Source organism: Microbacterium sp. SGAir0570 (assembly GCF_005491085.2).
Lineage (GTDB): Bacteria > Actinomycetota > Actinomycetes > Actinomycetales > Microbacteriaceae > Microbacterium > Microbacterium arborescens.
Genome location: NZ_CP027929.1, coordinates 270,749 through 292,791 on the forward strand (window position 1 = coordinate 270,749; position 22,043 = coordinate 292,791).

11 protein-coding genes are annotated in these 22,043 nt (G+C 70.6%); all 11 read left to right on the forward strand.

Annotated elements, in window-relative coordinates; genetic code table 11:
- Nucleotides 1-6: 6 nt before the first annotated feature.
- The 11 genes from C1N74_RS01310 to C1N74_RS01360 all read left to right on the forward strand — a co-directional run bounded on the left by C1N74_RS01310 (nt 7) and on the right by C1N74_RS01360 (nt 22,042).
- Nucleotides 7-2,586 (forward strand): RNA helicase, encoded by a 2,580-nt coding sequence (locus tag C1N74_RS01310; protein ID WP_137749799.1) that lies wholly within the window; start codon nt 7-9, stop codon nt 2,584-2,586.
- A 55-nt stretch (nt 2,587-2,641) separates the two neighbouring features.
- Complete coding sequence (locus C1N74_RS01315; RefSeq protein WP_137749800.1) at nt 2,642-3,178, forward strand: DUF1697 domain-containing protein; 537 nt, start codon at nt 2,642-2,644, stop codon at nt 3,176-3,178.
- A 43-nt stretch (nt 3,179-3,221) separates the two neighbouring features.
- Nucleotides 3,222-5,348 (forward strand): DNA helicase RecQ, encoded by a 2,127-nt coding sequence (gene recQ / locus C1N74_RS01320; RefSeq protein WP_137749801.1) that lies wholly within the window; start codon nt 3,222-3,224, stop codon nt 5,346-5,348.
- Between the two features lie 159 nt (nt 5,349-5,507).
- Nucleotides 5,508-7,628, forward strand: a complete 2,121-nt coding sequence (locus tag C1N74_RS01325; RefSeq protein ID WP_137749802.1) for an acyl-CoA dehydrogenase — start codon at nt 5,508-5,510, stop codon at nt 7,626-7,628.
- A 59-nt stretch (nt 7,629-7,687) separates the two neighbouring features.
- Nucleotides 7,688-8,335, forward strand: a complete 648-nt coding sequence (locus C1N74_RS01330) for a DNA-3-methyladenine glycosylase I (protein ID WP_023953008.1) — start codon at nt 7,688-7,690, stop codon at nt 8,333-8,335.
- On the forward strand, nt 8,316-10,691 hold the full coding sequence (locus C1N74_RS01335; protein WP_137749803.1) for an excinuclease ABC subunit UvrA: 2,376 nt from the start codon (nt 8,316-8,318) through the stop codon (nt 10,689-10,691). Before C1N74_RS01330 ends, C1N74_RS01335 begins: the two co-directional genes overlap by 20 nt.
- Before the next feature lie 151 nt (nt 10,692-10,842).
- Nucleotides 10,843-16,914: an Ig-like domain-containing protein gene (locus C1N74_RS01340; protein ID WP_137749804.1), complete on the forward strand. Its 6,072-nt coding sequence runs from the start codon at nt 10,843-10,845 to the stop codon at nt 16,912-16,914.
- A gap of 52 nt (nt 16,915-16,966) precedes the next feature.
- Entirely contained in the window at nt 16,967-17,938 is a 972-nt protein-coding gene (locus C1N74_RS01345; RefSeq protein ID WP_023953002.1) for a MoxR family ATPase, read from the forward strand.
- Nucleotides 17,938-19,371 (forward strand): DUF58 domain-containing protein, encoded by a 1,434-nt coding sequence (locus C1N74_RS01350; protein ID WP_023953000.1) that lies wholly within the window; start codon nt 17,938-17,940, stop codon nt 19,369-19,371. Before C1N74_RS01345 ends, C1N74_RS01350 begins: the two co-directional genes overlap by 1 nt.
- Nucleotides 19,371-21,662: a transglutaminase-like domain-containing protein gene (locus tag C1N74_RS01355; RefSeq protein WP_137750931.1), complete on the forward strand. Its 2,292-nt coding sequence runs from the start codon at nt 19,371-19,373 to the stop codon at nt 21,660-21,662. Before C1N74_RS01350 ends, C1N74_RS01355 begins: the two co-directional genes overlap by 1 nt.
- On the forward strand, nt 21,659-22,042 hold the full coding sequence (locus C1N74_RS01360; RefSeq protein WP_023952996.1) for an FHA domain-containing protein: 384 nt from the start codon (nt 21,659-21,661) through the stop codon (nt 22,040-22,042). Before C1N74_RS01355 ends, C1N74_RS01360 begins: the two co-directional genes overlap by 4 nt.
- Nucleotide 22,043: the final 1 nt, after the last annotated feature.

Genomic DNA, 22,043 nt, shown 5'->3' on the forward strand with positions numbered 1-22,043 from the left:
CGAGGGATGACCTCCGCGCCGCTGCTCGACCTCATCGGCCCGGATCCCTCCGACGACGCGATCTACGACGCCTTCACCTCCTGGGCGGAGGGACGTGGGCTCACGCTCTATCCGGCACAGGACGAGGCGGTCATCGAGCTCGTCTCGGGGGCCAACGTGGTGCTGGCCACGCCCACCGGCACGGGCAAGTCGCTCGTCGCGGTGGCCGCGCACGCGGCATCCGTCTCCCGCGGCGGGCGCACGTACTACACGGCTCCGATCAAGGCGCTCGTGAGCGAGAAGTTCTTCGCCCTCGTCGAGATCTTCGGGGCCGAGCGAGTCGGCATGGTGACGGGCGACTCGTCGGTCAACCCCGAGGCGCCGATCATCTGCTGCACGGCCGAGATCCTCGCCAACCTCGCGCTGCGCGAGGGTGCCGACGCCGACGTCGACCAGGTCGTCATGGACGAGTTCCACTTCTACGGCGACCCCGATCGCGGCTGGGCGTGGCAGGTGCCGCTGCTGGCCCTGCCGCGCGCGCAGTTCCTGCTCATGTCGGCCACGCTCGGCGACGTCACCGACCTCGCCGACGACCTCTCGCGTCGCACGGGCCGGCGGACGGCCCTGGTCACCGGTGTCGAGCGTCCGGTGCCGCTGCACTTCTCGTACGAGCGGCGCCCCGTGCACGACGTGCTCGAGCGGCTGCTGGAGGAGCGCGAGACCCCGGTCTACATCGTGCACTTCTCGCAGGCCGCCGCGCTCGAGCGCGCGCAGGCGCTGTCGAGCGTGAAGATCACGACGCGCGAGCAGCGGGATGCCATCGCCGAGGCGATCGGCGGATTCCGCTTCACGACCGGCTTCGGCAAGACCCTGTCGCGCCTCGTGCGGGCGGGCATCGGCGTGCACCACGCCGGGATGCTGCCGCGGTACCGGCGTCTCGTCGAGACGCTCGCCCAGCGCGGGCTGCTCAAGGTCATCTGCGGCACCGACACGCTCGGGGTGGGCATCAACGTCCCGATCCGCACCGTCGTGATCACGGCGCTGTCGAAGTACGACGGGACCCGGATGCGGCAGCTCACCGCCCGCGAGTTCCATCAGGTCGCGGGGCGTGCGGGACGCGCCGGCTTCGACCCGCACGGGAACGTCGTCGTCATGGCGCCGGAGTGGGAGATCGAGAACGCCGTCGCCCTCGCGAAGGCCGGAGACGACCCCGCCAAGCGCAAGAAGATCGTGCGCAAGAAGGCTCCGACCGGCGTCGTCAACTGGGGCGAGGGCTCGTTCGAGCGGCTCGTCGAGGCGCAGCCCGAGCCGCTCACGCCGCAGCTGCAGCTGTCGGCCGCGATGCTGCTCAACGTCATCGGTCGCGGGGGCGACGTGTTCGGCAACGTCCGCTCGCTCGTCTTCGACAACCACGAACCCCGCGCCCGGCAGTACGCCCTGGCCCGCCGGGCCCTGGCGATCTTCCGCACCCTGGTGGCCGCCGGCATCGTCGAGGTCGTGCGCCCCGCCTCTGTGGCTCTTGCCGTCGACTCGCCACAGAATGCGGATGCGAGGGGTGCGGCATCCGCGGTTTCTGGCGAGTCGACGATCAGACTCACGGTCGATCTACAGCCCAACTTCGCGCTCAACCAGCCGCTGTCGCCATTCGCGCTCGCGGCGATCGAGCTGCTGTCCCCGGATGACGCCGAGACCGGCACCGGCCACTATGCGCTCGATGTCGTGAGCGTGATCGAGGCGACGCTCGACGACCCGCGCGCGATCCTGTCGCAGCAGGAGTACAAGGCGCGCGGCGAGGCGGTCGGCGCGATGAAGCGCGACGGCATCGAGTACGACGAGCGGATGGCGCTGCTCGAGGAGATCACCTGGCCCAAGCCCCTCGCCGACCTCCTCGCCCAGGCGTTCGAGACCTTCGCGTCGAGCCAGCCGTGGGTGCGCGACTTCGAGCTGTCGCCGAAGTCGGTCGTGCGCGACATGTTCGAGCGGGCGATGTCGTTCGGGGAGTTCGTGTCGTTCTACCAACTGGGGCGCAGCGAGGGCCTCGTGCTGCGCTACCTCAGCGACGCGTACCGCGCGATCCGCCAGACCGTGCCGGCCGAGGCGCGGACCGACGACCTGATGGACCTCATCGAGTGGCTGGGGGAGCTCGTGCGGCAGGTCGACTCCAGCCTCGTCGACGAGTGGGAGTCGCTCGCGCACCCGACCGACGACCCCGACGCTCCCGTCGTGCCGCCCGCGCCGCCCTCGGTGCTGACGAACCGGCGCGCGTTCACGGTGCTGGTGCGCAACGAGATGTTCCGCCGGGTTCAGCTCGCCGCGCTGCAGGACGATGAAGCGCTCGAAGCCCTCGACGCCGAAGTCGACTGGCCGGAGGTGCTCGACCGGTACTACGACGACCACGACGAGATCCTCACCGGTGGTGCCGCGCGCTCGCCGTCGCTCTGCGTCATCGACGAGTCCGCGGCCCGCGACGGCATCTGGCGCGTCGAGCAGATCATCGACGACCCCGCCGGAGACCACGACTGGCGCATCCGGGCCGAGGTCGACCTCGAGCAGTCCGTCGAAGCCGGCACGGCCGTCGTGCGCGTTGCCGAGGTCATCCGCCTCTGAGCTCGGCCCGGCCGCGCCGTGACCGGATGTCGCGGGCCCCGGGCATGATGAGGGCGTGGCCACACATCTCGGGTTCCTGCGGGCGATCAACCTCGGCGCGACGCGCGTCTTCCCGAAGGACGACATCCGCCGGGTCACCGAGGCCGCCGGCTTCGAGAACGTCGTCACGCACATCAACACCGGCAACATCCGCTTCGACACGCGCATGCGATCCCGCGCGAAGCTCGAGCAGACCCTCGAGCGGGCTTACGCGGCCGATCGGGGCTTCGACGTCCCGACGATCACGTTCCGAGCCGACGAGTTCGCCGCGCTCGCCGCCGAGGCGCTCGCCGTGAGCGAGGCGAACCCGGGCCTGGCCCGCCATTACGTGTACCTGCTCAAGGACGAGCTCGACCCCGACACCGCCGCCCGGGTCGCGTCCCTCGCGACTGCCGCCGGGCGCATGCTCGTGCGCGGCCGCGCCGTCCACGCGCTGCTCGAGCCCGGATACCAGGACGGCACCGTCGATCCGCTCGGCGCGGCGAAACTCCTCGGCGTCGCGACCAATCGCAACCTCAACGTCGTCGCGACACTCGCCGAACGATGGTGCTGACGACAGACGCGACGACTCCGCGCCTGTGAACGCGCGGAGCAGGATGTCGGATGCCGCGGCTATCGTGAATCGGGTGAGTCGAGAGCAGCAGTCCTGGGATGCCGATCCCTACGCCGACCTCGACTGGAACCCCGACGAGTTCGCTCCGCCCGAGGATTTCGACGCACCGCCGCCGCCCGAGTTCGACGGTTACGGCGCTGCCGTTGCCCGCGCCGCCCGCGACCGCGCCGCCGCCCCGGCGTCGAGCGCCTTCGCGACCTCGGCCCGCAGCACCGTGAGCCCGGCCCGCACCGCAGCCGCGCCTCCGACGGCGGCCCCCGCCGCGGTCCTCTCCCTCGCGCGCCGCGACTTCACCGGCGCCGACCCCCGCGCCGTGCTCAAGGAGGTCTTCGGCTACGACGACTTCCGAGGCGACCAGGGCGACATCGTCTCTCACGTCATCGGCGGCGGGGATGCCGTCGTGCTCATGCCCACCGGCGGCGGCAAGTCGATCACCTACCAGGTTCCCGCGCTCGTGCGTCCCGGAACCGGACTCGTCGTCAGCCCGCTCATCGCGCTCATGCACGATCAGGTCGATGCCCTGATCGCCAACGGCGTGCGGGCGGCCTATCTGAACTCCACGCAGTCTCCGGGCGAGCGCGCGGGCGTCGAGCAGGCCTATCTCGCCGGCGAGCTCGACCTGCTCTACGTCGCCCCCGAGCGGCTGAGCGTGCCGCAGACGACGCAGCTGCTCCAGCGAGGCGCCCTGAGCGTCATCGCGATCGACGAAGCGCACTGCGTCTCGCAGTGGGGCCATGACTTCCGCCCCGACTACCTCGCCCTCGGCGACCTCGACGAGCGGTTCCCCGGGGTGCCGCGGATGGCGCTCACCGCCACCGCGACCCGCGCGACCCACCAGGAACTCACCGAGCGGCTGCGCCTGCCGCAGGCGCGTCACTTCGTCGCGAGCTTCGACCGGCCCAACATCCAGTACCGCATCGAGCCGAAGGTCGACCCGCGGCGGCAGCTCGTCACGTTCATCCGCTCGATGCCCGAGGGGTCGGCCGGCATCGTGTACGCGCTCAGCCGCAAGTCGGTCGAGCAGACCGCCGACTACCTCGCCGCGCAGGGGCTCGACGCGCTGCCGTATCACGCCGGGCTGCCGGCCGAGATGCGGGCGAAGCACCAGTCGCGGTTCCTCCGCGAAGACGGTGTCGTCATGGTCGCGACGATCGCTTTCGGGATGGGCATCGACAAGCCCGACGTGCGATTCGTCGCCCATATCGATCTGCCGAAGTCCGTCGAGGGCTACTACCAGGAGACCGGACGCGCGGGACGCGACGGCGAAGCGTCGATCGCCTGGATGGCATACGGCCTGGGGGATGTCGTGCAGCAGCGGCGCCTCATCGATCAGAGCCCCGGCGACCGCACGTTCAAGATGCGCATGGGGCAGCACCTCGACGCGATGCTCGCCCTGTGCGAGACGGTCGCCTGCCGCCGCCAGAACCTGCTCGGCTACTTCGGCCAGGACTCCGAGCCGTGCGGCAACTGCGACACCTGCCTCACCCCGCCCGACACCTGGGACGGGCTGATCCCGGCGCAGAAACTGCTCTCGACGATCGTGCGGCTGCAGCGCGAGCGCAACCAGTCGTTCGGCGCCGGCCACCTCGTCGACATCCTGCGCGGGGCCTCCACCGAGCGCATCCGCCAGCAGCATCATGACGAGCTGGCGACGTACGGCCTCGGGGCCGACCTGTCCGACCAGGACTGGCGCAGCGTCATCCGGCAGCTGCTCGCCCGCGGGATCCTCGTCGCCCGCGGTGAGTACGGCGTGCTCGCGGTCGGCGACGCCGGCGCGCCGGTGCTCAAGGGCGAGGTCGGCGTTCCCCTTCGGCGCGACGTGCTCGGACGGGGGCAGAACAGCGGCGGCTCTCGCGTCCGCAAGGCGGCCGCGGCCGAGCAGGTCGCCGAGGGCGACCGCGACCTCTTCGAGGCCCTGCGGGCGTGGCGGGCCGAGCAGGCTCGCGAGCAGGGCGTGCCGGCATACATCGTCTTCGGCGACGCGACGTTGCGCGCTCTCGCCGATCGCCGCCCTCGCACGTCGGCCGACCTCGAGGGCATCACCGGCATCGGGGCGAAGAAGCGCGAGGCCTACGGCGACGCGGTGCTCGCGGTCGTGGCATCGCACTGACGCACATCCCACCGACCGACCGGATGTCGCGGTCGCACAATGCGGGTCGCCGACGTACCGGCATCCCGTTGTGCTGATCGACCAACCCGCTTGGTGAGGTGTTGTGGAAGTCCTACCGTGAGTATCGACTCCGATCCTTCCGACGTCGAAAGGCACGCGATGACCGACGCCGCTGTTCGTCCCCACAAGCCCGCAACCGCCGACCGCACCCCGGCCGGGGGTGCCCCGACCGCGCCCCACACCGCGGCGGAGGCGCATGAGCCCCGCATCGACATCGACGCGGTCACCGACATGCTGCTCGGAACGTGGGCGGCGACGCGTCGCGAGGCGCGCGAGATGATCAAGGACCCGGTGTTCTGGCAGATCCCGGGCGAGCCGATGGCCGAGCACCGTGAACGTGTGCTCAAGCAGCTCCACCTGCTCGTCGAGCGCGGCGCCTCAGGCCGTGGCTACCCGAAAGAGTACGGCGGCGACGGCGACAACGGCGCGAACCTCGCCGGTTTCCAGGAGCTCGTCCTGGCCGACCCCAGCCTGCAGATCAAGTCGGGTGTCCAGTGGGGACTCTTCGGCTCCGCCATCCACCAGCTGGGCACGAAGCCGCATCACGACGCGTGGCTGCGCGATGCGATGGAGATGCGCCTGCCGGGCGCGTTCGCGATGACCGAGACCGGGCACGGATCGGATGTCGCGGCCATCGGCACGACGGCCGCGTACGACCCCGAGACCGAGGAGTTCGTGATCCACACGCCGTTCCGCGGCGCGTGGAAGGACTACCTGGGCAACGCCGCCGTCCACGGCAGGGCGGCGACGCTGTTCGCTCAGCTCATCACGGGCGGCGTGAACTACGGCGTCCACTGCTTCTTCGTGCCGCTCCGCGACGACGAGGGCAACTTCCTGCCCGGGGTCGGTGGTGAGGACGACGGCGTCAAGGGCGGGCTCAACGGCATCGACAACGGCCGGCTGCACTTCGACCACGTGCGCATCCCGCGCACGAACCTGCTCAATCGCTACGGCGACGTCGCGCCCGACGGCACCTACAGCTCCGACATCCCCAGCCCCGGCCGCCGGTTCTTCACGATGCTCGGGGCACTCGTGCAGGGTCGCGTGTCGCTCGACGGCTCCGCCACGACGGCCTCGGCACTGGCGGAGTACATCGCCGTGACGTACGCGAACCAGCGCCGGCAGTTCGACTCGGGTGCCGGCACCGAAGAGGTCACCCTGCTCGATTACGGCCGGCACCAGCGGCGCCTGTTGCCGCGGATCGCGCAGACCTACGCGCAGTACTTCTCGCACGACGAGCTGCTGCAGGCATTCGACGGCGTGTTCTCGGGCCGCACCGACACCCCGGAGGGGCGCGAGAACCTCGAGACCCTCGCCGCGGCGCTCAAGCCGCTGTCGACGTGGAACGCTCTGGACACGATCCAGGAATGCCGCGAGGCATGCGGCGGTCAAGGGTTCCTCGCCGAGAACCGCATGGTCGACCTGCACCACGACCTCGATGTCTTCGCCACCTTCGAGGGCGACAACAACGTGCTCCTCCAGCTGGTGGGCAAGCGCCTGCTCAGCGACTATGCGAAGCAGTTCAAGGGAGCCGACGCGAAGGCCCTCGCGAAGTTCGCCGCGGTCTCGACCGCCGAGCGCGTCTTCCACGGCGCCGGCCTCCGGCGGCTCGGTCAGTCGGTCGCCGACTTCGGTCAGACGGCGCGATCGGTCGAGCTCGGGCTGCGGGCCGAACAGCAGCACGAGCTGCTAACGGGCCGCGTCGAGCAGATGATCGCCGATATCGCGGCCGCCCTCCGGCCCGCGTCGAAGATGTCGCAGCAGGATGCCGCCGCCGTCTTCAACCAGCACCAGTCGGAGCTGATCGAGGCGGCTCGTGCCCACGGCGAGCTGCTGCAGTGGGAGGCCTTCGCGCAGGGTGTCGAGCGGGTCGACGACGAGGGCACGCGCCAGGTGCTCGTGTGGCTGCGCGACCTCTTCGGCCTGACCCTGATCGAGCGGCACCTCGCCTGGTACCTCATCCACGGTCGCCTCTCGACCCAGCGCGCGGCCGCCGTGACGAGCTACATCGACCGGTTGTGCGCTCGGCTCCGCCCGCACGCCCAAGACCTCGTCGACGCCTTCGGGTTCGCCCCCGAGCACGTCCGGGCGCCCATCGCATCGGGCGCCGAGGCCGAGCGGCAGCGTGAAGCGCGCGAGTACTTCGCAGAGCTCGCCGCGTCGGGCAGCGCCCCGGTCTCGGAGAAGACGCTCGCGAAGTCGGCCAAGCGAGGGTCCTGATCGGATGCCGCCCCGCCGATCGCCCGAGGGATGTCGGCGGGGCTCGCTAGCCTGACGGGATGGTGCACGACCTCATCACCGGACCCGACGGCCTCGCTCGCTGCGGCTGGGTGGGGGATGACGCCGAGTACCGGCGCTACCACGACGAGGAGTGGGGGCGCCCGCTCCACGGCGATCGCGCACTGTTCGAGAAGCTGAGCCTCGAGGGGTTCCAAGCGGGACTGAGCTGGATCACGATCCTCCGCAAACGCCCCCGTTTCCGCGAGGTGTTCGCGGGGTTCGAGCCGGCGCGGGTCGCTGCATTCGGATCGACCGAGATCGCAGCCCTGATGGCGGATGCCGGCATCATCCGCAATAGGGCGAAGATCGAGGCCACCATCTCGAACGCGAGGCTGCTGCTCGACGTCGCCGACGGCGAGTTCGACGAGCTGATGTGGTCTTTCGCGCCCGCCGTGCCGCGGCCCCGTCCGGCGACACTCGCCGAGGTGCCGGCGGTGACGGCCGAGTCGGAGGCGATGAGCAAGGCCCTGCGCCGCCGCGGCTTCCGATTCGTCGGGCCGACGACGATGTACGCGCTCATGCAGTCGGCCGGCATGGTCGACGACCACGTCGTCGGATGCCATCGAGCTCTCGCCTCGCACGCCGTCGAGCCCCACAATGGGGAGGTCCGCACCGAGAGGATGTCCGATGGCCGCCGCATCCGCTGAGAACGCCGCCGATTCGCACGAGGTCATCCGCGTGCGCGGCGCCCGCGAGAACAACCTGGACGGCGTCGATGTCGACGTCCCGAAGCGACGCCTCACCGTCTTCACCGGGGTGAGCGGCTCGGGCAAGTCGTCGCTCGTGTTCGGCACGATCGCCGCCGAGTCCCGGCGGCTGATCAACGAGACCTATCCGACGTTCGTCCAGCAGTTCATGGCGCAGATCGCACGGCCCGAGGTCGACGCGCTCGAGAACATCAGCCCCGCGATCATCGTCGACCAGGAGCGGATGGGAGCGAACGCCCGCTCGACCGTGGGCACGGCGACCGACGTGCACGCCATGCTGCGCGTGCTGTTCAGCCGCATCGGCGAACCGTTCGTCGGCTCACCGCAGGCCTTCTCGTTCAATGTCCCGTCGGTGTCGGGGGCGGGCGAGATCACGGTCGCGGTCGGAGGCGACGCGGGCCGGGCGGAACGACGCTCCTTTCAGGTGACGGGCGGCATGTGTCCCGACTGCGAGGGCCTCGGCGAGGTCAGCGACATCGACATCGACGAACTGGTCGACCGGTCGAAGTCGCTCATTGAAGGGGCCATCCGCGTTCCCGGATACAGCGCCGACGGCTGGATGGTGCGCGGGTACAGCGAGTCGGGGCTGCTCGACCCCGACAAGCCCGTCGCCGACTACACGGATGCCGAACTCGCGGACTTCCTCTACAAAGAGCCGACCAAGATCAAGATCCAGAGCATCAACATGACCTACGAGGGGCTCGTGCCCCGCGTCACGAAGTCGATGCTGCAGAAGGATCGCGACGCGTTGCAGCCGCATGTGCGGGCCTTCGTCGAGCGCGCGGTGAAGTTCATGCCCTGTCCGGCATGCGATGGAACGAGGCTCAACGCCGGCGCGCGGTCGGCGAAGATCGCCGGGGCGAGCATCGCCGACGCCGCGGCCATGCAGATCACCGACCTCGCCGCGTGGCTCGCATCGATCGACGCGCCGGGTGTCGAGCCGCTGCTCGCGGGGTTGCGCGCCACCGTGCAGTCCTTCATCGACATCGGGCTGGGATACCTCTCGCTCGATCGGTCGTCGGGCACCCTGTCGGGCGGCGAGGCTCAACGGACGAAGATGATCCGGCATCTCGGATCGAGCCTGACCGACGTCACCTACGTCTTCGACGAGCCCACGGCGGGACTTCATCCGCACGACATCCAGCGGATGAACGACCTGCTGCGCGGCCTGCGCGACAAAGGCAACACGGTGCTCGTCGTCGAGCACAAGCCGGAGGTCATCGAGATCGCCGATCACGTCATCGACCTCGGGCCGGGCGCGGGTCGCCACGGCGGGCGGGTCCAGTTCACGGGAACGGTCGCCGAGCTGCGGGCCTCCGACACGCTGACCGGCCGGCACCTCGATCACCGGGCGCAGCTGAAGCCGGCGGTGCGCTCAGCCTCCGGCGTCCTCGAGATCCGAGGCGCGACCGCCAACAACCTCAGGTCCGTCGACGTCGACATCCCGCTCGGGGCCCTCACCGTCGTCACCGGGGTGGCCGGCTCGGGCAAGTCGTCGCTCATCCACGGCAGCCTCGCGGGGCGGGAGGGGGTCGTCGTCGTCGATCAGTCGCCCATTCGCGGCAATCGCCGCAGCAGCCCGGCGACCTACACGGGACTGCTCGATCCGATCCGCTTGGCGTTCGCGAAGGCGAACGGGGTCAAGCCGGCTCTCTTCAGCGCCAACTCGCAGGGTGCGTGCCCGGCCTGCAAGGGACTCGGCGTCATCGTGACGAAGCTCGGCATCACCGCGTCCGTCGAGACGGAGTGCGACGTCTGCCGGGGATCGGGGTTCAGCCCCGAGGTGCTTCGGTACACCCTCGACGGGCGCACCATCGCGGACGTGCTCGCGCTGAGCGCGGCGGAGGCCGCGGAGGCGCTGCCGGCGCGCGTGGCGGGCGGCATCCTCTCGCGTCTCATCGACGTGGGCCTCGGCTACATCACGCTGGGGCAGGCGCTCAGCACGCTCTCCGGCGGCGAGCGGCAGCGGTTGAAGCTCGCCATCTCGATGGCGACGTCCGGCTCGGTCTACATCCTCGACGAGCCCACGACGGGCCTGCACCTGGCAGACGTCGACAACCTTCTCGCGCTGCTCGACCGCCTCGTCGACGCCGGGAACTCCGTCATCGTCATCGAGCATCACCAGGCGCTCATGGCGCACGCCGATCACATCATCGACATCGGTCCCGGCGCCGGGCGCGACGGCGGGCGGATCGTGTTCGAGGGGTCGCCCGCCGACCTCGTCGCCGGTGGCGACACCCTCACGGCCGAGCATCTGCGCCGGTACGTCGGGACGAGCGCGGGGTCGGACCGATGATGCACACCTTCGAGACGGTTGACATGGGGAGAACTCCCCATGTCAACCGACAAATCCGGCATCCCTCCTGACATAGGGTGGTTCCGCAGTTCAACCAGTGCGAGCCCGGAAGCCGGGCCCATCACCGTCGCCCCGGGGGGAGCCGAGCCCAATGACGTCGACCTCGTGGCTGCGCGCACGCCCGCGGACGTTCCTCTCCGCCGGTATCGTCACCGTCGCGGCGCTGACGATCGGAACCCTCGCCGTCGCCTACGAGGGCGAGCCCACGACCGAGGTCGACCTCCACGACGGCGGCGTGTGGGTGACCAAGCAGTCGAGCCTGCTCGTGGGGCACTACAACAATGAGTCCCGCGTGCTCGACGGCAGCCTGCGCACGACCTCCGCCGAGTACGACGTGCTCCAGTCGGGCCCCCGAGTCGTCGTGGTCGACGCCGACGGGTCGGCGATGTCGGCCGTGGATCCCGCGAAGGTCGTGCTGTCGGGCACCGCCGAGGTGCAGCCGGGAGCGCAGATCGCCCTCGGCTCCGACACCGTCTCGGTGCTCGACGCGGCCGGAGACCTGCGCACCGTGCAGTTCGCGGGTGTGAACGGCTTCAGCTTCGAGGGCAACGAGCCGATCGCCGAGCTCGGTGAGAACGCCACGGCGACCGTCGGCACCGATGGCACGATCTACGCGGCGTCCGCGGCGGGCGCCTCGCTCTACGCGTACGCGCCGATCGGCGACGGCACTGTCGCGCAGACCGCCGAGCGGAGCCTCGAGGGCATCGCCGAGGATCACGAACTCGCGATCACGTCGCTCGGGCAGACCCCGTTCGTCCTCGACCGGGAGACGAACGTGCTCTATGGCGGCGACGGATCGCAGACCGATCTTCCCGCCGATGCTCTGCTGCAGCGTCCGTCCAACTCCGCCGAGACCCTCACCGTCAGCACGCGCAGCGCGTTGCTCCGGGTGCAGCCCGGCGGTCCGACGACGACGATCGAGGCCGGCGCCGAGGGCACGCCCGCCGAACCGGTGTACGTCGGGGGCTGCGCTTACGGCGCCTGGTCGGGGTCGGGCGTCTTCGTCCGCGATTGCGCGAACGACGCCGACGACGTCGTGCAGGAGATCGAGGGCATCGATCCCGCCGCGAAACTGGAGTTCCGCGTGAACCGGGATGTCGTCGTGCTCAACGACGTGTTCGGCGGTGCCGCCTGGCTCGCGAGCGAGAACATGCAGCGGGTCGACAACTGGACCGACATCACCCCGCCCGAGGGCACCGGTGACGAGGAGCAGGAGACCACCGAGGAGACGGTGGAGACCGCCCTGCCCGAGCGCACGGACGAGAACACGCCGCCCATCGCCGTCGACGACTCGTTCGGTGTGCGGCCCGGGCGCACGACCGTGCTGCCCGTTCTCTTCAACGACACCGACGCCGACGGCGACGTGCTCGTCGCCGAGGCCACGAGCGATCCCGCGTTCGGTGAGATCTCGCAGATTCAGAACGGCGGCGCCCTCCAGATCGCCGTGCCCGACGACGCGTCGGGGTCGACGTCGTTCACCTACACCGCCGATGACGGCCGGGGCGGCGAGGCCTCGGCCACCGTCCGGCTCTCGGTGCGCGGTGACGACGAGAACTCCCCGCCCGTCCAGCAGCGCGTCACGCCGGTCACCGTCGAGGCCGGCGGCACGACGTCGTACAACGTGCTGAGCGAGTGGATCGACCCGGACGGCGACGACATCTTCCTCAAGTCGGTCCAGCCCGACGGCGGCGACGAGGCCGACTTCACGTCCGACGGTCAGATCACCTACCGCGCCATCGGCGCCGTGCAGGGCCGCAAGGACGTGCCCATCATCGTGTCCGACGGAACGGACGACGGCGCCGGGGTGCTCCGCATCGACGTCCGTCCTCCCGGTACGACGGTCCCCGTGACCAACGCCGATCACGTCGTGACCCGGGTCGGCCAGTCCGTCACCGTTTCGCCTCTCTCGAACGACACGAGCGCCGGCCGCGAGCCGCTGCGTCTGACGCGCGTCGACGAGGTCGAGGGTGCGACGATCCAGCCCGACTTCGCCGAGCAGACCTTCACCTTCACCTCCGACGCCGTGAACACCTACTACGTCGACTACCTCGTGTCGGCAGGCCCGAACAGCGTCCCCGGGCTCGTGCGGGTCGATGTTCTGCCGGCGGCGGACACCAATCTCCCGCCCGTCGCCGTGCGAGACGTCGCGCTGCTGCCGACCGGCGGCGACGTGCTCGTCAACGTCCTCGGCAACGACACCGACCCGGCCGGCGGCATCCTCGTCGTCCAGTCGGTGACGGCCGACCCCGACGGCGGCGTCACGGCAGCGGTGCTCGGCCACGAGACCGTCCGCATCACCGATCAGGGCTCGCTCAGCGAGCAGACCCGGGTGTCGTACACGATCTCCAACGGCGATCAGTCCGCCACGGGTGAGATCGTCGTCATCCCGATCCCCGCGCCCGACCGGCTGCGGCCACCGGTCGCGAACAACGACACGGCGGTCGTTCGTGTCGGCGACGTCGTCACGATCGACGTGCTCGCCAACGACACCCACCCCAACGGCGACACTCTGCACGTGTCTCCCGAGCTCGTGCCGCCGCTCGTCGACGAGGCCGACGGCCAGGTGTTTGTCTCGGAGGACAAGCTCCGGTTCCGCGCCGGCGACGAGCCCAAGACCGTCAACGCCACGTACGAAGCGGTCGACAGCTCGGGTCAGCGTGCCGGCGCGTACGTGACGATCCAGATCCTGCCGCGGCAGGATGACGCGAACGCCGCCCCGCGTCCCCGCGACCTCACCGCACGCACGCTCAGCGGATCGGAGGTCACGATCCCGGTGCCGCTCGACGGCATCGACGAGGACGGCGACTCGGTCGAATTGCTCGGCATCGCGAGCTCGCCCAGCAAGGGCCGCATCGTCGAGACCGGCTCCAACACGTTCGTCTACGAGGCGTTCGACACGAGCGTCGGCTCGGACTCGTTCACCTACCGAGTGCGTGACCGCCTCGGCAAGGAGGGGACCGCCCGCATCCAGGTCGGCATCGCCCCTCCCGAGACGACCAACCAGGCGCCGTACGCCGTGAAGGATGCCGTGATCATGCGGCCCGGGCGTCAGGTGGCGGTCTCGGTCCTCGAGAACGACTCCGATCCCGACGGCGACCAGTTCGGCTTCGCCGCCGACGCTCTCGAGGTGCCGGACGTCGACGGTCTCTCGGCCGAGGTGTCGGGCGAGCAGATCGTCATCACCGCGCCCGACGCGCCGATGAACACCAGCATCCAGTACACGATCGAGGACGCTCGCGGGCTGACCGCGACGGCCCCCGTGCAGATCACCGTCGACCCCGACGTGCCGCTGCAGCGCCCCATCGCCCGCGACGACCGCGTGCGCGCCGAGGACGTCGACGAGAACGGCGTGGCCGAGGTCGCGGTGCTCGACAACGACGACGACCCCGACGGCACGCGCAGCGCCTTGCGCGTGACGCTCGGCGCCGGCGGCGAGAACGCCACCGTGCGCCCGAACGGCACGGTGTCGGTGCCGCTGACCGACGAGCGCCAGCTCATCACCTACTTCATCACCGACGAGGACGAGCTCACCGCGGCTGCCTTCATCCACGTGCCCTCGCTCGCCGAGCTTCCGCCGAGCCTGATCTCGACCGAGGCGCTCGTCGTCCAGAGCGGTGAGACCGTCGACCTGCCGCTGTCGGAGTACGTGCGCGCCTCGGGCGGGCGCGACGTCGTCATCACCGAGGCCGAGAAGGTCACGGCGGCCCATTCGAACGGTGCATCCCTCGTCAAGGACGAGCGGACTCTCCAGTACACCTCCGCCGCCGACTACTTCGGTCAGGACGCCCTGACCTTCGAGGTCACCGACGGCTCGGGGCCCGACGATCCCGAGGGCCGCAAGGCGACCCTGATGATCCCCATCACCGTCACGCCTCCCGACAACCGGCCGCCGAGCATGATCGGCGCGCAGATGGAGGTCGCGCAGGGCGAGGACGCCCGGACCCTCGATCTCGCCGCGCTGGCGACCGACCCCGATCCGGGCGACGCCGAGAAGCTGCGATTCGCGGTCGTCGGCAGTGCGCCCGACGGGCTCACGGCGCGCGTCGACGGGTCCGTGCTGTCGGTCGAGGCGAGCACCGACGTCGCCAAGGGGACGTCGCTCCCCGTGCAGGTGAGCGTCACCGACGGCGAGTCCGACCCGGTGACGGCGACGATCACGGTCACTGTGACCGCCTCGACGCGCCCCCTCGCCACGGCGAACGCCGACGTCATCGAGCAGGCCGACCAGGGCGAGACCATCTCGGTTGCCGTGCTCGACAACGACGTGAACCCCTTCCCCGGCACGCCGCTGAAAGTGGTCGGCGCGTTCACCGAGACCTCGGGAGCCTCGGCGACCGTCGCCGGCGACCGCGTCGAGGTCACCAGCCGCGCCGACTTCGTGGGAACCCTCGTCGTGCGCTACCGGATTCAGGATGCGACCGGCGACCCCGACCGCGAGGTCGAGGGCCAGATCCGCATCACGGTGCAGGGTCGTCCGGATGCTCCCGGCAAGCCGACAGTGACGAGCGTCGAGAGCCGCACGGTCGTGATGTCGTGGTCGCCGCCCGTCGACAACGGCGCCTCGATCACGGGCTACACCGTCCGCTCGACCGCCGGCTCGTACACCCGCGAATGCCGTTCGACGACGTGCACGCTCGACGGACTGACGAACAACGTCGAGTACAACTTCGTCGTCACCGCGACCAACCGCGTCGGCGAGTCCGACCCGTCGCTGCCGTCCGAGACCGCGCGTCCCGACCAGAGGCCCGACACCCCGAACCCGCCGAGCCTCGCCTTCGGCGATCGCAGTCTGGACGTGTCGTGGACGGTCCCTCGCACGGAGGGCTCGCCCGTCGAGAGCTACAGCCTGCAGATCTCGCCGGCACCGCCCTCCGGTGTCGCCGAGAAGACCGGCGTGACCGGAACCCGGATCACGTGGGACGGCCTGCAGAACGGTGTGCAGTACCAGGTGCGCGTCCGCGCCCACAACCGCGCGCCCGAGCCGTCGAGCTGGAGCGTCTGGTCGCAGGCGATGGTGCCCGCAGGCAAGCCGGATGCTCCCGGCGCACCGTCGACGCAGCGCCTCAACCCGGTGGGCAACCGCTCGCAGATGCAGGTGAGCTGGAACCAGCCGGCGAACAACGGCGACGCGATCGCGGGGTACCAGCTGCAAGTCCGCCGCGGCGGCGCGACCGTCGACACCATCAGCGTGCCCGCCGGCCAGACGAGCCAGGCGGTTGAGGTCGACACCTCGACGACCGACTACACCTTCGTCGTCCGCGCCCAGAACAAGGCGGGCTGGGGCGAATGGAGCGCGGCATCCGCACCTCGACGCGCCTTCACACCTCCCGGTGCCCCGACCGGAATCAGCGCGAGCGAAGGCGACAACCGCGTCACCGTGTCGTGGACGGCCGGGCCGCTCAACGGCGCGAACCCGGGTGAGGTCAGCTACCAGTACTCCGTCAACAACGGCGGCTGGCGCAACGACTGGATCGGCGGCGGCAACGGCGGATCGGGCACGATCGGCAACGGTCAGGTCAACAACAACGGCACCTACACCGTGCGCGTTCGCGCCGTGGCCACCGCCGACGGATCGCGGTACGAGGGCGAGCCCTCGGCGGCCTCCAACCAGGTCGCACCCTACGGCCAGATCGGCAACCCGTCGGCGAACGCCAGCCGCGACGGCAACCGCGTCACGCTGTCGTGGTCGTCGCCCGCACGCAACGGACGCGACATCACGACGGAGATCAGCGTGAACGGCGGCGGCTGGCAGCGTGTCGACGCGAGCGGGTCGCGCCAGCAGGGCGACGTCGGCTACAGCAGCACGCAGACCATCCGGGTGCGCGTGAGCGCCGCCGGCAGCGAGGCACGCGAGGCCTCGGCGAGCGTGACGACACCCAACCCGCCGCCCCCGCCGCAGCCACGCGCGTCGGTCGAGAAGGGCTCACCGGTCGGCGGCTGCGTCAACGGCTGCTTCCACCTGAAGGTGAACACGCAGGACTTCCCCGCGGGCAACTACCGCATCGACTGCTACGACGGCAACCGGAAGTTCAACACCTACCCGTCGTCGTACGACGTACCGGCCAACGGCTCGATCCAGCTCGACTGCTGGATCGGCGCCGACGGCCGCGACATCTCCGCCGAGATCATCGGCTGGGGTCGAACCAGTACGACGCGCTGGTAGCGCCCGCATCCGCCCCCGGCATCCACTCATCACCAGGAACGAGAACGAACGAATGAGCATGACACCCGAGCAGGCAGCGTGGTTCCGCGACACCTTCGCGCGCCTGATCGACAACGTCGACGCCGCCCTCCTCGGCAAGCGCGAGGTCGTCGCCCTCGTGCTGTCGGCGATGATCGCCGAGGGGCACGTGCTGCTGGAGGATGCACCGGGTACGGGCAAGACGAGTCTGGCCAAGGCGATCGCGGCGAGTGTGCAGGGCACCTCGACGCGCATCCAGTTCACGCCCGACCTGCTGCCCTCCGACGTCACCGGTGTGACGATCTACGACCAGGCGAACAAGCGCTTCGAGTTCCACCGCGGACCCGTCTTCGCCTCGATCGTCCTGGCCGACGAGATCAACCGTGCCTCGCCGAAGACCCAGTCGGCGCTGCTCGAGGTGATGGAGGAGTCGCGGGTGACCGTCGACGGCGTCGCGCACGAGGTCGGGCGCCCGTTCCTCGTCATCGCGACGCAGAACCCGATCGAGCAGGCGGGTACGTACAAGCTGCCGGAGGCCCAGCTCGACCGCTTCATGATCAAGACGTCGATCGGCTACCCGACCCTGGCGGTCTCGGAGCGCATCCTCGTCGGCGCCGTCGACCGCAACCCGTCGGCCAGCCTCAAGCCTGTCATCACCACGCGCGCAGTGGGCGAGATGGCCGACCTCGCCGCGACCGTCCACATCGACCCGGTCGTCGCACGGTACGCCGCGCAGATCGTCGAGGCCACGCGCGAAGCGTCGGCGACGCGCCTCGGCGTCTCGGTGCGCGGCGCCATCGCGATGATCCGTATCGCCAAGGTGTACGCGGCCGCGCAGGGGCGCCACTACGTCGTGCCCGACGACATCAAGCTGCTCGCGCTGCCGGTGTGGGCCCACCGTCTCGTGCTCGACCCCGAGGCGGAGTTCACCGGCACGACCGCCGAGACCGTCATGAACAACGCCCTCGCCGACGTCGAGGCCCCCCTCGCGCGGGCGGACGCTTGATGGCCACACCCCCTGCCGCCTCGACCCCGACGCGCCGACCGCGCCGGGGCCGAGGCGCTGGCAGCGGTGAGAGCGCGGCCGACCTCACGTCGGGTGGCGCCGCGGACTCCCGCACCGTCGGCGACACGACCCGAGACGCCGACGCGACCCTGCGGGTGGGCACGACGACCCTGTCGGCCGACGCCGCCCCCGTCAACGCGGAGACGCCGTCGCGGCTGGTCCTCTGGCTGGAGCGTCTCGAGTCGTGGTGGGCGGTCGCGCGGCGCGGTATCCGTCTGGTCACCCGCACCGTCCGCCCGCTGGGCTGGGTGCTGCTGTTCGCGACCGTGCTGCTGTGGGTCGTCGCACTCAGCTTCGGCTGGCAGGAGATGGTCATCGCCGCCGTCATCCTCACCGCCATCGTCGTCATCAGCGTGCCGTTCCTCTTCGGCGGCACGGCGTACGACGTCGACCTCGATCTCACGCGCACCCACGTGGTCGTGGGCGAGCGCGCGATCGGTGGACTGACCCTCGTCAACGGCACGTCGCGCTCGATCCTGCCGTCGCGGGTCGTCCTGCCCGTCGGGTCGGGGCGCGGCGAGTTCGACGTGCCGCGGCTCGCGCCCCAGGCCGCCCACGAAGAGCTGTTCGCGATCCCCACCACCGCCCGCGGGGTGCTCGCGGTCGGCCCGGTCAGCGTGCTCCGCGGCGACCCGCTCGGACTCTTCGAGCGCAGCAGCGACCGCCGCCAAGCCGTCGACCTCTACGTGCACCCGCGCACCGTCCCCCTCGAGGGGCTCTCGCTCGGGCGCCTGCGCGACCTCGAAGGGCTGCCCTCGACGCAGCTGGCTCCCGACGACGTGTCGTTCCACGCCTTGCGCGAGTACCAGCCCGGTGACGACCTGCGTCACGTGCACTGGAAGTCCACCGCACGCGTCGGCAATCTGATGATGCGTCAGTACGAAGAAACGCGCCGGTCGCACTTCGTGCTGGGCCTCTCGACGTACGCGGGCGACTACGCCGACCCCGACGAGTTCGAGCTCGCGATCTCCGCGGCCGGCTCGATCGGACTGCGCGCGCTGCGTGATTCCCGCATGCTCGAGGCGCGCACGCAGCGCGGTCCGCTTCGCACGGAGGGGCCGCGTCGCCTGCTCGACAACCTGTCGGCTCTCGAGCATTCGCGTCAGCGTGACGGGGGCATCGTGGCCCTCGCCGGGACGATCGCGATGAACTCCCACGGCATCGCCATCGTCGTCCTCTTCTGCGGCTCGGGTGCCGACCCCGCCGAGCTCAAGCTCGCCTGCTCGCGACTGCCTCAGGGCGTCCGGGTTCTCGCCGTCGTCGCCGACCGCTCGGCCGACGTGCCGCTGCTGCGTCGCGTCGGCGACGCCGATGTCATCTCCATCAGCGCGCTCGACCAGCTCGCGCCCGCGATGCGGAAGGTGCTCTCGTGATGTCGCCCGTCCGCCGCCGGCTCGTGCTCGACCTCGTCGCCGTCGCGCTGCTGCTGTCCGTGGCGATCGTCGGCTTCGGGCCGACGTTCGACGGGGGCGCGTACCTCGTCGCGGGATTCGGCGCGCTGGTCATCGGCGTCGGCATCGCCTGGCTGTGTGCGCGACGCCGCTGGGGCGTGCTGCCCACGGCGGGCCTGACCGTCGCGGCCTACTTCATCTTCGGCGGGGCTCTCGCGCTGCCGCACACCGCGCTGTTCGGCGTCATCCCGACCCTCGATACGTGGACGCAGCTCGCCCTCGGCTCGGTGCAGTCGTGGAAGCGCCTGCTCACGACGGTGGCTCCCGTGGCGCCGTACGACGGGCACCTGATCGTTCCGTTCCTGCTCACTCTCGTCGCGACCGTCCTCACGGCCTCTCTCGCGCTGCGCCTGCGCCAGGCGGCGTGGGCCCTGATCCCCGTGACCGCGTTCCTGGTCGCGCAGATCCTGCTCGGGATGACCGAACCCGCCGTCCCGGTCCTCCAGGGCGTCGTCTTCGCCGTGGTCGCCTCGGTGTGGCTCGCGCTGCGGCAGGCCTGGGACCCCGACAACGCCGCCGTCCGCATCGAGCCGACGGCGACCTCGGATGCCGCGACCCTCCGGCACACGCGCCTGCGTCGCCTGATCTCGGGAACCGCCGTCGTCGCCGTCGCCGTGGGTGCCGGCGTCGCGACCGCCGCCGTGGCGAGTCCGCCGTCGACGCGGTACGTGCTGCGCGACATCGTCATCCCGCCCTTCGACGTCAAGCAGTACCCGAGCCCGCTGCAGGGCTTCCGCGGTCTCGTGCGCGATGACGCGGACACGCCGCTGTTCACGGTGCAGGGTCTTCCCGACGACGGCCGTATCCGCCTGGCGACGATGGACGCCTACAACGGCATCGTCTTCAACGTCTCGGACGAGGGCGCCGGATCGTCGAGCTCGTTCACGCCGCTCCGCTCGAACATGTCGCCCGACGCCGAGGGCGTGCCCGGTCAGCTGCAGTTCGAGATCGACGAGCTGCGCGGCGTGTGGCTGCCCGACGCCGGTGCCGTGCGGTCGATCGAGTTCGAGGGCGAACGCGCCGACGAACTGCGCCGCACCGCCCACTACAACGACGCCACGGGGACGGCGGCCGTCACCGCGGGGCTCGCTCCGGGCACGACCTACACGGTCGACACGGTGTTCCCCGTGCTGCCGACGGACGAGGCGCTCGCCGACGTCGCGTTCGCGCCCGTGAAGATGCCGAAGCAGGAGGGCATCCCCGACGGGCTGTCGCAGATCGCCACGGATGCCGTCGGCGACGCGGATACGCCGATCAAGCAGGTCCGCGCGCTGACGGACTGGCTCTCGACCGACGGCTACTTCAGTCACGGGCTCGAAGACGACCCGTACTCGCCCTCCGGTCACGGCGCAGCGCGCATCACCAGCTTCTTCGGCGGCGACGAGATCATCGGCGACGACGAGCAGTACGCCGTCGCGATGGCCCTGCTGTCGGCTCAGCTGGGCATTCCGGCGCGCGTCGTCATGGGGTGGCACCCCGACGAGGGCGACACCGCCGGGGAGTTCACCGCGACCGGCGACAACGTCCACGCGTGGGTCGAGGTCGCGTTCGAGGGGTACGGGTGGATCCCCTTCGACCCGACGCCCGACGAGGACAACGAGCCGAACGAGCAGACGACGACTCCGCGGGCCAACCCCAAGCCGCAGGTGCTGCAGCCGCCGCCTCCCGCCCAGGAGCCGGCCGAGCTGCCGCCCGCGATCGCCAACGATCGTGACCAGGAGGAGGAGGACGACCCCGGCTTCGACTGGATCGGCGCGATCCTCGCCCCGGTCGGCATCGGCATCGGCGTCCTGGCGATCATCTTCGCGCCGTTCGTGATCATGGGCGCCGTCAAGACCGCCCGACGCACGAAGCGGCGAAACGCCGACAAGCCCGCCGACCGCATCTCCGGCGGCTGGGACGAGCTGATCGACCGTGCGATCGACCTCAATGCGCCGGTCGCCTCGGGTGCGACGCGCACCGAGAGCGCGCGCGTCGTCGCCGCCACCATGGACCAACCCGACGTGACCGCCCTCGCGACGTCGGCCGATGCGCGCGTGTTCGGACCGGGCGAGCCCTCCGCCGGAGACGTCGACGCCTTCTGGCGCGAGGTCGACGCGATCGTCGTCGGCATGAGCGGTCGCGTGTCGGTGTGGCGCCGGCTGCGCGCTCGCCTCAGCCTGCGGTCGTTGCTGCGGGGCCGGACACGGCGCGCCCGGGGAGGCAGCGCATGAGCGCGATGATCTTCGACACCGAGCCGCTCGCGGGGGTTCCCGACATCCGGAGCGGCGCGCGTGCGCTGCTGACGTGGGATGACGGCACCCGCACCGCCGTGTACGGCCGAACGGTCTTCGGCCGCGACCCTCATCGCGGCACCGGGGCCGATGCGATCGTGCTCCGCGACGAGACGCTGACGTTGTCGCGAACCCACTTCGAACTCGTTCCCCTCGAGCCCGGCGGTCTCGCCGTCATCGATCGCGCGTCGACGAACGGGGTGGTCGTCACCCGCGGAAGCGACGGCGTTCCCGTGGTGCCGGGCACGCAGACGGTGCTCCGCAGCGGTGACCGGCTCGACCTCGGTGATCGGTGGCTCGTCGTCCAGGTCGTGCGGTGAC

Excerpts from the sequence above, each read along its gene's own strand:
- C1N74_RS01310 (WP_137749799.1), top strand. The coding sequence starts at position 7 with ATGACCTCCGCGCCGCTGCTCGACCTCATCGGCCCGGATCCCTCCGAC.
- recQ (WP_137749801.1), top strand. The coding sequence starts at position 3,222 with ATGTCGGATGCCGCGGCTATCGTGAATCGGGTGAGTCGAGAGCAGCAG.
- C1N74_RS01325 (WP_137749802.1), top strand. The coding sequence starts at position 5,508 with ATGACCGACGCCGCTGTTCGTCCCCACAAGCCCGCAACCGCCGACCGC.
- C1N74_RS01330 (WP_023953008.1), top strand. The coding sequence starts at position 7,688 with ATGGTGCACGACCTCATCACCGGACCCGACGGCCTCGCTCGCTGCGGC.
- C1N74_RS01335 (WP_137749803.1), top strand. The coding sequence starts at position 8,316 with ATGGCCGCCGCATCCGCTGAGAACGCCGCCGATTCGCACGAGGTCATC.
- C1N74_RS01340 (WP_137749804.1), top strand. The coding sequence starts at position 10,843 with ATGACGTCGACCTCGTGGCTGCGCGCACGCCCGCGGACGTTCCTCTCC.
- C1N74_RS01345 (WP_023953002.1), top strand. The coding sequence starts at position 16,967 with ATGAGCATGACACCCGAGCAGGCAGCGTGGTTCCGCGACACCTTCGCG.
- C1N74_RS01350 (WP_023953000.1), top strand. The coding sequence starts at position 17,938 with ATGGCCACACCCCCTGCCGCCTCGACCCCGACGCGCCGACCGCGCCGG.
- C1N74_RS01355 (WP_137750931.1), top strand. The coding sequence starts at position 19,371 with ATGTCGCCCGTCCGCCGCCGGCTCGTGCTCGACCTCGTCGCCGTCGCG.
- C1N74_RS01360 (WP_023952996.1), top strand. The coding sequence starts at position 21,659 with ATGAGCGCGATGATCTTCGACACCGAGCCGCTCGCGGGGGTTCCCGAC.